Source organism: Microbacterium sp. ARD32, from assembly GCF_031844385.1.
Classification (GTDB): domain Bacteria; phylum Actinomycetota; class Actinomycetes; order Actinomycetales; family Microbacteriaceae; genus Microbacterium.
Genome location: NZ_JAUZVD010000001.1, coordinates 934,315 through 946,447, shown reverse-complemented (window position 1 = coordinate 946,447; position 12,133 = coordinate 934,315). Strand labels below are relative to the sequence as shown.

Below are 12,133 nucleotides of genomic sequence, written 5' to 3'. Positions count from 1 at the left end.
GAGACGTTTCGCGGTGACCCCGAGCGTGCGCGCTTCACGCGTGGAGAAGGCGGCACCGAGTTCCGCAGGGAGTGGTTGCGCTGGCATCCCCCCAGAGTGTCGGAATGCCCCAACGGCTCGCAGAAGTTCTCCACAGGCCCGTCTATGTGGCGCGCTGCGCCCGGAAAATCGGCGATCCAGGGCGCTTTGCGCCACATAGACGGGCTTCGGGAGCGTCAGGAGCCGACGGCAGCGAGACGCTCGGCCTCGTCGGCCTCGATGCAGGAGTCGATGATCGGCTCGAGCGCGCCGTCCATCACCTGATCCAGGTTGTAGGCCTTGTACCCGGTGCGGTGATCGGCGATGCGGTTCTCCGGGAAGTTGTACGTGCGGATGCGCTCGGAGCGGTCCATGCCGCGGATCTGGGAGCGACGGGCATCGGATGCCGCTGCCGCCAGCTCCTCCTGCTGACGCGCCAGCAGCCGGGCGCGCAGCACGCGCATGCCGGCCTCGCGGTTCTGCAGCTGCGACTTCTCGTTCTGCATCGACACGACGATCCCCGTCGGCACGTGCGTGATGCGCACGGCCGAGTCCGTGGTGTTCACGGACTGCCCACCCGGACCGGAGGACCGGTACACGTCGATCTTCAGATCGTTCGGGTCGATCTGGATCTCCTCCGGCTCATCGACCTCGGGAAAGACGAGCACGCCGGTGGTGGAGGTGTGGATCCGCCCCTGCGACTCGGTGGCGGGTACGCGCTGCACGCGGTGCACGCCGCCCTCGTACTTCAGGTGCGCCCACACACCCTGAGACGGATCGGACGACGATCCCTTGATCGCCACCTGGACGTCCTTGTAGCCGCCCAGGTCGGACTCGTTGCGCTCGAGCAGCTCGGTCTTCCAGCCGCGGTGCGCGGCGTACTGCAGGTACATGCGCAGCAGATCGGCGGCGAACAGCGCCGACTCGGCACCGCCCTCCCCCGCCTTGATCTCCATGATCACATCGCGGCCGTCGTCGGGATCGCGCGGGATCAGCAGGCGGCGCAGCTTCTCCTGCGCGGCACGCAGCCCGTCCTCCAGTCCCGGCACCTCGGCGGCGAACGCGTCATCCTCGCGGGCGAGCTCGCGAGCGGCACCCAGATCCTCCCCGGCCCGCACCCACGCCTCGTGCGCCGCGACGATGCGGTTCAGCTCGGCGTAGCGCCGGTTCACGCGCTTGGCGCGCGCGGCGTCGGCGTGCACCGCCGGGTCGGAGAGCTCCTCCTGCACCCGGCGATGCTCGTCGATCAGCGCCTGGACGGATTCGAACACGAGTCAGCCTGGGCTGCGCCTCAGCGGATGCTGTTCTCGTGCGCGTGCGTGGACCCGGTCGAGGCGGGCGCCGGAACCGACTTCTGCATCTGGAACAGGAACTCCACGTTCGAGCTGGTCTCCTTCAGCTTGCCGAGCACGACCTCCAGCGCCTGCTGCGGGTCCAGGCCCGCGAGGGCGCGGCGCAGCTTCCAGGTGATCTTGACCTCGTCCGCCGAGAGCAGCATCTCCTCGCGGCGGGTGCTGGACGCGTTGACGTCCACCGCGGGGAAGATGCGCTTGTCGGCCAGCGCGCGCGACAGGCGCAGCTCGCTGTTGCCGGTGCCCTTGAACTCCTCGAAGATCACCTCGTCCATCTTGGAGCCCGTCTCCACCAGCGCGGTGGCGAGAATGGTCAGCGAACCGCCGTTCTCGATGTTGCGCGCAGCGCCGAAGAAGCGCTTGGGCGGGTACAGCGCCGAGGCGTCGACGCCGCCCGTGAGCACGCGACCGGATGCCGGAGCCGAGATGTTGTACGCGCGGCCCAGACGGGTGATCGAGTCGAGCAGCACCACCACGTCGCGGCCCAGCTCCACCAGGCGCTTGGCGCGCTCGATGGCGAGCTCGGCGACCGTCGTGTGATCCTCGGCGGGGCGGTCGAAGGTCGAGGCGATGACCTCGCCCTTGACCGTGCGCTGCATGTCGGTGACCTCTTCCGGCCGCTCGTCGACGAGCACGACCATGAGGTGCACCTCGGGGTTGTTCTGCGCGATCGCGTTCGCGATCTGCTGCAGCACGATGGTCTTGCCCGCCTTCGGGGGCGCGACGATCAGGCCGCGCTGGCCCTTGCCGATCGGCGCGACCAGGTCGATGATCCGCTGCGTGAGCTTCTCGGGGGCCGTCTCCAGGCGCAGGCGCTCCTGCGGGTACAGCGGGGTGAGCTTGCCGAACTCGACGCGGTTGCCGGCGTCCTCCGGGGACAGCCCGTTGATGGAGTCGACCTTGACCAGCGCGTTGTACTTCTGACGCCCCTGCTGCTCGCCCTCGCGGGGCTGCTTGATGGCGCCGACGATCGCGTCGCCCTTGCGCAGGTTGTACTTCTTCACCTGGCCCAGGGAGACGTACACGTCGCTGGTGCCGGCGAGATAACCGGTCGTGCGCACGAAGGCGTAGTTGTCGAGCACGTCGAGGATTCCCGCCACCGGGATCAGCACGTCGTCCTCGCCGATCTCGGTCTCGAACTCGTCGGCGTTCTGGTTGCCGCCGCCGCGACGCTTGTTGCGCTGGCGGGTGCGGCCCGAGCCCTGGTCGTCGTCGTGGCCGTGATCCTGCTGGCCGCCGTTCTGCGAGCCGTTCTGGCCGTGAGAGCCGTTCTGGCCGTTGGAGCCGTTCTCCCCCTTGCCACCGCGCCCGCGGCTGCGGTTGCGGCTACGGCTGCGGCCGCGGTTCGAGCCCTCGCCGTCGGACGAGTCGTCACCGTCGGAGCTCTGACCGTCCTTCGACTCGTCCTTCGGCGCACTCTGCTTGCCCTTGGCCGAGCTCTGGTCGCCCTGCGCGGACTGGTCGGACGAGGCGGAGCCGTCCGCGTCGTCCTTCTTCTCGGCAGGAGTGTCGGATGCCTGCGGCGAAGCGTCCGCGTCGGCTGCCTTGGCACGACGGCTGCGCGCCGGGCGCTTGGCGGGGGCGGCGTCCTCGGAGGCCCTGCCCTCGGAGCCCCTGCCCTCGGAGCCCGTGCCCTCGGAGCCGCTGCCCTCGGCGCCCTGCTCCGCGCTCTTGTCGGAGCCGGCGCCCTGCGCCGTGCTCGACGCGGTCTCGCCGGCCGGCTCGGACTGCGCGTCGGCCGCAGCGCTCTTGCCCGCGGTGCGCGTGGCGCGCTTGCGCGCCGGCTTCGCAGGTGCATCGTCGGCGGCGGGAGCAGCATCGGATGCCGCAGTCGCGTCGGGGATGTCGAGCGTCTCGGCATCCGCCTTCTTCGCGCGGGTGCGCCGCGCCGCCTTCGGCTTCTCCTCGGCGGGCGCCTCAGCAGAGGACGGCGCGTCGGATGCCGCCGCGGCGGGCGCCTCGCCCTGCGTCTCCGCGGCGGCCGCAGCGGATGCCGTGGTGGCGCGGCGCGGAGCGCGCTTGCGCACGGGCGCCGATTCGGTCGCGGCCGCCTCGGCGGTCGGCTGGTCGTTCTGGGTCTCGGAGAAGGTCTCCACGAGTACTCCCTCATATGTCGTGGGAAATGAGCAATCCAGATGTGCGCAGCCGAGGCTGCGCGTTCACACGCGCTGACGAAGTAGAACGTCGGCCTGCCAGCACCCGGGTGGTACTGGGGATCGCGTGCGGATTTCGCAGAAGTGCGATGGGGCGAGATTCACGAAGTTACGTGGAGCCCTCCGCTCGATCCCTAACTGTACCACCACGCACGTCGACGGCGAGCATGTGCGCGTCCCACGGAGTGTCAGCGACGGCATCCGCCACCTCCACCGCGCGCTGACGCGTTCCGGGCCCGTCTGCGAGCACCAGCACGCTGGGCCCGGCACCCGACACGACGGCGGCGAAGCCCTCGGCTCGCAGAGCCTGCACCAGGCGCAGCGTCTCGGGCATGGCACTGCCGCGGTAGTCCTGGTGCAGCCTGTCGGCGGTGGCGTCCAGCAGCAGCTCGGGGCTCTGCGTGAGTGCGGCGACCAGCAGCGCGGAGCGGGAGACGTTGAACACCGCGTCCTCGCGCGACACCTGCGGCGGCTGCAGCGAGCGTGCCAGCGAGGTCGACATCGTGAAGCCGGGCACCAGCACCAGCGGCGCGACGCCGCGGTGCACGAGCAGCTTCTTGTGCTGAGGTCCGCTCTCGCCCGTCCAGGCGATCGTCAGACCGCCGAACAGCGCCGGCGCCACGTTGTCGGGGTGGCCCTCGAGCTCGGTCGCGAGGCGGAGCAGCGCGACATCGTCGATGTCGACATCGCCGGCCAGCAGACCCTTCGCGATCAGGATGCCCGCGGTGACCGCGGCGCCCGACGACCCGAGGCCGCGTCCGTGCGGGACGCCGTTGAGCGCCTGGATGCGCAGCCCGGGCATCCGCCGCCCTGCGTCCGCGTAGACGTGCGCGATCGATCGGACGACGAGGTTGCTGGCATCCGTCGGGATCTCCGCGGCGCCCGAGCCGGCCACCTCGATCTCGAGGCGGTCGTCGTCGAACGACGACGCGGTGAGGATGTCGTACACGCTCAGCGCGAGCCCGAGGGTGTCGAATCCGGGTCCGAGATTCGCGCTCGTGGCGGGCACCGTGACCGTGACCGTTCGCAGAGCGCCGTCGACGACGGGGGCGTCGGAGACGACCGGCTCCATGTCGGCGGGCACCACGGTGACGCTCATGCTCACTCCCCTTCGACCCGCAGCACGGAGATGACGCGCTCGACGACGTCGCTGGCGGTCAGGCGCTCGACGGCGGCGCTCAGCGCGCTGTCGGCCGCACGGTGCGTGCCGATGATCAGTCGCGCCGTGCCGCCGGCGGCACCGGACTCCCCATCGGCGTCGACCGCGGTCTGAACCAGCGTGGCGACGGACACGCCGCCGTCGCTGAGCAGGTTCGCGATCGTGGCGAGCACGCCCGGCTCGTCGGCGACCTCGAGGGTGATCTGGTAACGGGTGACCACGTGGCCGATCGAGACGATGGGCAGGTTGGCCCTGGTCGACTCGCCGACCCCCGTGCCGCCCGCCATGTGCCTGCGCGCGGCCGACACGACGTCGCCGAGCACGGCGGAGGCCGTCTGCACACCGCCGGCGCCGGCGCCGTAGAACATCAGCGATCCCGCGGCCTCGGCCTCGACGAACACGGCGTTGTTGGCGCCGTGCACCGAGGCGAGCGGATGCGAGCGCGGTACGAGCGCCGGGTAGACGCGCACCGAGATCGACTCGCCTCCCGCCTCGCTGAGCCGCTCGCACACCGCGAGGAGCTTGATCACCAGGCCCGCATCGCGCGCCTCCTCGATCATGTCGGCGGTGATCGCGGTGATCCCCTCGCAGTGCACGGCATCCAGCGGCACGGCGGTGTGGAAGGCGAGGGATGCCAGGATCGCCGCCTTCTGCGCGGCGTCGTAGCCCTCCACGTCGGCGGTCGGATCGGCCTCGGCGTAGCCGAGCCGCTGCGCGTCGGCGAGCACGTCGGCGAAGTCGGCGCCCTCGGAGTCCATCCGGTCGAGGATGTAGTTGGTCGTGCCGTTCACGATGCCCATGATCCGCACGACGCGGTCGCCGGCGAGCGAGTCGCGCAGCGGGCGGATGATCGGGATGGCGCCGGCAGCCGCCGCCTCGTAGTAGACGGAGGCGCCGACCCGGTCGGCGGCCTCGAAGATCTCCGGCCCGTGCGTGGCCAGCAGCGCCTTGTTGGCGGTGACCACGTCGGCGCCGGAGCCCAGGCCCAGCAGGATGTGCGAGCGGGCCGGCTCGATTCCGCCCATCAGCTCGATCACGATGTCCGCGCCGGTGATCAGCGGTTCGGGATCGGTGGTGTACAGCTCGCGCGGCAGCTCGACATCGCGCGGCGCGTCGGGATCGCGCACCGCGATGCCGGCGAGTTCGAGCCGGGCGCCCGCGCGGTCGGCGAGCTCGTCGCCGTGCTTGAGCAGCAGCGACGCGACCTGAGAGCCCACAGCGCCCGCACCCAGCAGCGCCACGCGAAGTCGTCGGTAATCAGTCATCAGCGCTCCTCAGCACGTCGGTTTCGGTGTCGGGCAGGGTGCGCCCGGATTCGGGAAGCGGGTTCACCGCTGGATGCCGGCGTCGCGGGCGAGCAGATCGGCCATGCTCTCCCCGCGGACGATCACGCGGGACTCCCCGTCGCGCACGGCGACGATCGGCGGTCGCGGCACGTGGTTGTAGTTGCTCGAAAGCGGCGCGCAGTACGCACCCGTCGCCGCGACCGCGAGCAGGTCTCCCGGTGCGACGTCGCCGGGGAGATGCTCGTGGTCCACCACGATGTCGCCCGACTCGCAGTGCTTGCCGACCACACGCACGAGCACCGGCGCGCCCTCCCCCGCGCGGGAGGCCAATCGCGCCGAGTACTGAGCGCCGTACAGGGCCGGCCGCGCGTTGTCGCTCATGCCGCCGTCGACGCTCACGTAGCGGCGGGTGCCGACCTCGAGCGCCACGTCCTTGATCGTTCCCACCTCGTAGAGGGTGACGCCGGCGTTGCCGACGATCGCCCGACCGGGTTCGAACGAGAGAGCCGGCACCGGGATGCCGCGCGCGGCGCACCCCTCCGCCACCGCCGCGACGATGCCGTCGGCCAGGGTCTCGATCGGCTCGGGAGCGTCCGCCCGCGTGTAGGCGATCCCGAAGCCGCCCCCGAGGTTCAGCTGCGGGATGTCGCCGCCGGCGAGCAGCTCCTGGTGCAGATCCAGCACGCGGGACGCGGATTCGCGGAAGCCGGCGACGCCGAAGATCTGCGAGCCGATGTGGCAGTGCAGGCCGACGAACTCGAGCCCCTCGATCTCGCGGATACGGGCCACCAGCTCTGGTGCGAGCTGCAGCGGCGTGCCGAACTTCTGGTCCTCATGGGCAGTGGCCAGGAAATCGTGGGTCTCGGCGTGCACGCCGCTGTTCACCCGCAGCATGACACGCTGCGCCGCATCCGCTCCGGCCGCAGAGGCGCCGCGCGAGACGATCGCGGCGAGCCGCTCGATCTCGATGGCGCTGTCGATGATGATCGTGCCGACGCCCGCCGCGACGGCGCGCTCGAGCTCGGCGACGGACTTGTTGTTGCCGTGGAAGCCCAGGCGGCCGGCATCCGCTCCCGCGGCGAGCGCGACCTCCAGCTCGCCACCGGTGCAGACGTCGACGTTCAGGCCCTCATCCAGCACCCAGCGGACGATCGTCGTGTTCAGCAGGGCCTTGCCCGCGTAGTACACCCGGGCGGTGGTGCCGTGCGCCCGCGCAGCGGCGTCGAACGCTGCGCGCAGCACGTGCGCCCTCCGACGCACCTCGGTCTCGTCGAGCACCTGCAGCGGCGTGCCGTAGGTGCGGACGAGCCGGCCCGCGGTGACACCGCCGAGCACCAGTTCGCCGTCGGCATCGCGCTCGGCGGATGCCGGCCACACCGCGGGCACCAGATCGTTGGCGTCGTCGGGAGGCGTCAGCCATTCGGGAGCGGGCGAGGAGACAGCGGAATGCACAGAGCACCAATCGTGTACGGGTCTTCGAGGCGGGAGCGCACGGCGAGGCTGACCCGATTCTAGGTCATCACCGCAACCCCCTCCGCCCGTGTTCCGCGTCGTGACTATGGTGGCGGGATGAGCGGACTAACCGACAGCGAGCATCCCGGACTGATCGCGCGCACCTCATCGGCGGTGATCGCCTGGCTACTGCGCGTACGGCTCGTCAGAGCCGCGCTGCGCTACTCCTCCCGGCGTGGTCCCGTGCTCGCCGACGCGGTGACCTACCGCGCGCTGTTCAGCGTGTTCGCGGCCGTGCTGCTCGGCTTCTCGGCCGCGGCGCTGTGGCTCTCCCAGGACGATGTCGCATGGGGTGCGGTCGTGCAGGCGATCGACTCGGCCGTTCCCGGCCTGATCGCCACCGCGGGCGGCCAGGGCATCGTCGACCTGGACGACCTCCCTGCGGCGGGCGGCCTGTCCCTGGCCGGGGTCATCGCCCTGGTCGGGCTGGTGGGCTCCGCACTGGGCGCGATCGGATCGCTGCGCACGGCGATCCGCTCCGTCGCCGGCACCGAGAGCGCCGACGTGGCCTGGTACTGGGTCATCCTGCGCAACATCGCGCTCGCGCTGATCATCGCCGTCACCTTCGCGGGAGCCGCGGCGCTGACCTTCGCCGGAGCGGTGGCGGTGGACTGGTTCGCGGGTCTGGTGGGCCTGCCGAGCGGATCGGCGGCCGCCGCCTGGATGGTGCGCATCGTGTCGGCGCTGGTCGTCCTGGCGCTGAACGCGGTGCTGATCGCGGCGGCGTTCCGGATGCTGTCGGGCGTCACCGCCTCGGCGCGGGCGCTGTGGTCCGGGGCCCTGCTCGGCGGCGTGGCACTGCTGGCCCTGCAGGAGCTGTCCGGGCTGTTCGTCGGCGGCGCGAGGGCCAATCCGCTGCTGGGCACATTCGCCTCGCTGCTGGCGCTGCTGATCTGGCTGAACCTCTCCACGCAGGTGATCCTGATCGCGAGTGCGTTCGTCGTGGAATCGGTGCACGAGCAGCGCGATCGGGTGGCATCCCGCTTCGGCACGCCGACCCTTCAGGATCTGACGGTCCGCTTCGCGGAGGAGGACGTGCGCACGGCGACCGCCGTGCTGCGCGCCGCGCGAGACGCCGCGGACGGCGAGCACTGAGCACGCTCAGCAGGGGGCAGGGCGCGCTCAGCGGGGGCAGGTGCCGTTCTCGCGCAGCGCGGGATCGACCCCGATGCGTCCGTCGACGCGGAAGCGCGCGACGGCACGGTCGCGCTCGACACGCAGTCCCGTCAGTGTGACGCCCTCAGGAAGGCGATCGGCGATGCAGACCCGTTGCGGCGCGGCCAGCCGCTCCCCCAGCCCTCCGAACAGGCGGGCGAGCTCCTGCAGGTCCACGCTGCTCCCGCCGAGCTCGGCGGATACGGGAGTCAGCAGCAGGTCGCCGTCCTGCGCCCCCGGAGTGACCGTCAGCCCGACCGGGACCTCACGGCCGAAGAGCGGGATGTCGCCCCGCACGGTGGCATCCGGCGCGTCCAGCTCGACCTTCGTGATCGGCAGCTGCGAGGTCTTCAGCAGCGCCGCGAACTGGTGCTGATCGATCGCGACCGTCCCCTGGGCCGAATCGAGCGCGCCGCCGCGGATGGGCACGCCGCCGGCGGTCACGTGCGCGGCGCCCGTGATCCCGCCGATCGTCACCTTCTCGGAGGACAGCTGCAGCTCGTGCAGGGTTCCCGAGATCAGCTGCGGCAGCAGGATGCCGCTCGTCTCGACGTCCAGCTGCTGATCCGCCGGCAGATTCAGCTCCTGCACGACCGCCGAGCGCACGAGGCCGGGCACGACCGCCCGCGCCACCAGTTCGGCCGCGACGAGCAGCACCGCGACCACCACCACCGCGATCAGCAGCATCCACGGCCAGCGCGCACGACGCCGACCGGCATCCGCTCCGCTCGCCGGCGTCGTCACGTCACATCCGCTCGGGCGCGGATACGCCCAGCAGCTCGAGCCCGTTGCGCAGCACCTGGCCGGCTGCGTCGTTCAGCCACAGCCGCGTGCGGTGCACAGTCTCGATCGGGTCGTCGCCCTTCGGGATGACCCGGCAGTTGTCGTACCAGCGGTGGTACAGCCCGGCCAGCTCCTCCAGGTACCGCGCGATGCGGTGCGGCTCGCGCACCTCGGCGGCGAACGCGACGATGCGGGGGAACTCCTGCAGCGCGCCCAGCAGAGCGCTCTCGGTCTCGTGCGTCAGCAGCTCCGGCGCGAACTCCGAGCGGTCCACACCGGAGTCGGCCGCGTTGCGCGCCACATTGTGCGTGCGGGCGTGGGCGTACTGCACGTAGAACACGGGGTTGTCGTTGGTGCGCTTCTGCAGCAGCTCGGGGTCCAGATCCAGCGGCGAGTCGGCGGGCGAGCGCTCCAGCGAGTAGCGCAGCGCATCCGTGCCCAGCCAGTCGAGCAGGTCGTCCATCTCGATGATGTTGCCCGCGCGCTTGGACAGACGGGCACCGCCGATCGACACCATCTGCCCGATCAGCACCTGGATGTTCTTCTGCGGGTCGTCGCCGGCGGCGCCCGCGACGGCCTTGAGGCGGTTCACATAGCCGTGGTGATCGGCGCCGAGCAGGTAGATCTTGTTCTGGAAGCCGCGATCGCCCTTGTCCAGGTAGTAGGCGGCGTCCGCCGCGAAGTAGGTGTACTCGCCGTTGGAGCGGCGAATCACGCGGTCCTTGTCGTCGGTGAAGTCGGTGGTCCGCACCCACACCGCCCCGTCCTCGTCGAAGACGTGGCCCTGTTCGCGCAGGCGCTCGACAGCGTGATCGATCAGGCTCGGTCCGCCGTCGGCGGCGGGTGCGTGCAGGGTGCGCTCGGAGAACCACACGTCGAAAGGGACGTTGAACCGCTCGAGCGAGTTCCGGATCTCGGCCAGCTGATACTCGTAGGCCTGATCGCGGGCGACGACGATCTGCTCGTCCTCGGGCAGCTCCAGCAGCTGCGGGTGCGCGGCGACGACGCGGCGGGCGAGTTCGGCGATGTACTCGCCCGGGTACCCGCCCTCGGGTGTCGGCTCCCCCTTGGCCGCTGCGAGCACCGACAGCGCGAAGCGCTCCATCTGCACGCCGGCGTCGTTGATGTAGTACTCGCGCACCGCGTGCGCGCCGCTGGCCAGCAGCAGTCGCACGATCGCGTCGCCCAGCGCCGCCCAGCGGGTGTGCGCGATGTGCAGCGGTCCCGTGGGGTTGGCAGACACGAACTCGACGTTCACCGACACTCCCGCCTGGGAGTCGTTCGTGCCGTAGGCGGAGCCGGCGTCGACGATCGTCTTCGCCAGGGCGCCGGCGGCGGCGGCGGACAGCCGGATGTTGATGAAGCCGGGCCCAGCGACCTCGACCGAGGCGATGCCGTCCACGGAGCCCAGATCGTCGGCGATGCGCTGTGCCAGTTCACGCGGATTCGTGCCGAGACGCTTCGCCAGGCGCATCGCGATGTTGGTGGACCAGTCGCCGTGGTCGCGATTGCGAGGGCGGTCCAGCACGACGTCGGATGCCGTCACCCCGAGCGGTTCGCCGGGTCGCAGCGACGCCGCGATCGGATCGAGGACGGCGAGGACGGCTGCGGCGAGGGCTTCTGGATTCATGGCCCCCCGATTCTACCGGCCCCGCGAGTGCGCACCGCTCACCGGAACGCCGCGACCGCGCGGGTCAGCCGCGCCAGCGTGGCGTCGTCGGCGACCCCGCCGGCGGCGCGGATCGCGAGCATCGCGGCGCCGACCGCGCCGTCGTCCACCGCTCGCAGCTCGAGCGCGTCGGCCGCTGCGCCCAAGCGCGCCAGAAACGCCTCGCGCACGGGTCCCGGCCGCGCTAGGACGCCGCCGCCGATCACCAGCGGACCAGGTTCGCGCAGCACCGCCGACAGGGTGTCGGCCAACTGCTCGCCGGCAGTGATCAGGATCTCGTGCGCGGTGGCGTCCGGCTCCTCGAAGGCGTATGGAGCCAGCGCCGCGAGTTCGATCGGCGGATGCTCGTAGAGCGCTGCCACCAGCAGTTCCAGCTCCTGCCACCGGCCATCGTGACGGACACCCGTCCGGTGGAGCCCGTAGTGGGCGAGCACCCGGTCGGTCAGTGCGGTGCGCGGCCCCGTGCCGTCGAGGTCCTGCACCGCGGCGCGGGCGATGGCACGGCCGATCCAGAACCCGCTCCCCCGGTCTCCGAGCAGCCACCCCAGGCCGTCGCCGGTGCCGTCGATGCGCCCGTCGCGCACGCGGATCACGCAGGCACCGGTGCCCGACACGAGCGCGTAGCCGGCGTCCGCCGCCGCGCCACTGAAATACGTAGCCAGCAGATCGGACTCGAACCGCAGCACACCCCCGAAGCCGTGCGGCGCCAGTCTCTTGCGCAGCCACTCCGAGCCGCCGGCAGCCCGCATGCCCGCCATCGCCGGCACGACGACCGACACGTCCGCCAGCGCGCGACCGGCGCTGGCCAGCGCAGCGCGCACGGCATCCAGCACGCCCTCGGCAGCCCGATCCGGGCCTGCCGAGATGGGGTTCCCGCGCCCGCCGGCACCGTACCCGAGGCAGCGGCCCGCGGCGTCCGTCAGGACGGCTCGGGTGGTGGTCCCGCCGGCGTCGATACCGAGCAGCAGCGCTTCGTGACTCATTTGTGATGTCGTCCTGTTTGACGTTTTCGTCGCGTGAGAATAGTTTTCATGTCAGCGGGACTT

9 protein-coding genes are annotated in these 12,133 nt (G+C 71.3%); 1 reads left to right on the top strand and 8 read right to left on the bottom strand.

Features of this window, described 5'->3' with window-relative positions; translation table 11 throughout:
- Positions 1–215: 215 nt before the first annotated feature.
- From prfA to lysA, 5 genes are all read right to left on the bottom strand, one after another.
- The gene (gene prfA, locus Q9R19_RS04380; RefSeq protein ID WP_311255116.1) at positions 216–1,289 is read right to left on the bottom strand and encodes a peptide chain release factor 1; all 1,074 of its coding nucleotides are present in this window, start codon (positions 1,287–1,289) and stop codon (positions 216–218) included.
- 20 nt (positions 1,290–1,309) lie between these two features.
- A complete protein-coding gene (rho, locus tag Q9R19_RS04375) occupies positions 1,310–3,466 on the bottom strand; it encodes a transcription termination factor Rho (RefSeq protein ID WP_311255115.1) in 2,157 nt (718 codons plus the stop codon).
- Positions 3,467–3,632: 166 nt separating this feature from the next.
- Entirely contained in the window at positions 3,633–4,595 is a 963-nt protein-coding gene (gene thrB, locus Q9R19_RS04370) for a homoserine kinase (protein ID WP_311255870.1), read from the bottom strand.
- 29 nt (positions 4,596–4,624) lie between these two features.
- The gene (locus Q9R19_RS04365; protein ID WP_311255114.1) at positions 4,625–5,947 is read right to left on the bottom strand and encodes a homoserine dehydrogenase; all 1,323 of its coding nucleotides are present in this window, start codon (positions 5,945–5,947) and stop codon (positions 4,625–4,627) included.
- Positions 5,948–6,010: 63 nt separating this feature from the next.
- Positions 6,011–7,420: a diaminopimelate decarboxylase gene (lysA, locus tag Q9R19_RS04360; protein ID WP_311255113.1), complete on the bottom strand. Its 1,410-nt coding sequence runs from the start codon at positions 7,418–7,420 to the stop codon at positions 6,011–6,013.
- Positions 7,421–7,537: 117 nt separating this feature from the next.
- Here lysA and Q9R19_RS04355 point away from each other — a divergent pair, with 117 nt between their 5' ends.
- Entirely contained in the window at positions 7,538–8,575 is a 1,038-nt protein-coding gene (locus Q9R19_RS04355; protein ID WP_311255112.1) for a YhjD/YihY/BrkB family envelope integrity protein, read from the top strand.
- Between the two features lie 27 nt (positions 8,576–8,602).
- Here Q9R19_RS04355 and Q9R19_RS04350 read toward each other — a convergent pair whose 3' ends face one another.
- Genes Q9R19_RS04350 through Q9R19_RS04340 form a run of 3 tightly spaced genes read right to left on the bottom strand, consistent with a single transcriptional unit; the run spans position 8,603 to position 12,070 of the window.
- The gene (locus tag Q9R19_RS04350) at positions 8,603–9,379 is read right to left on the bottom strand and encodes an LmeA family phospholipid-binding protein (RefSeq protein WP_311255111.1); all 777 of its coding nucleotides are present in this window, start codon (positions 9,377–9,379) and stop codon (positions 8,603–8,605) included.
- 1 nt (position 9,380) lies between these two features.
- Positions 9,381–11,048: an arginine--tRNA ligase gene (argS, locus tag Q9R19_RS04345; RefSeq protein ID WP_311255110.1), complete on the bottom strand. Its 1,668-nt coding sequence runs from the start codon at positions 11,046–11,048 to the stop codon at positions 9,381–9,383.
- Between the two features lie 38 nt (positions 11,049–11,086).
- Positions 11,087–12,070: a BadF/BadG/BcrA/BcrD ATPase family protein gene (locus Q9R19_RS04340; protein WP_311255109.1), complete on the bottom strand. Its 984-nt coding sequence runs from the start codon at positions 12,068–12,070 to the stop codon at positions 11,087–11,089.
- Positions 12,071–12,133 lie beyond the last annotated feature (63 nt).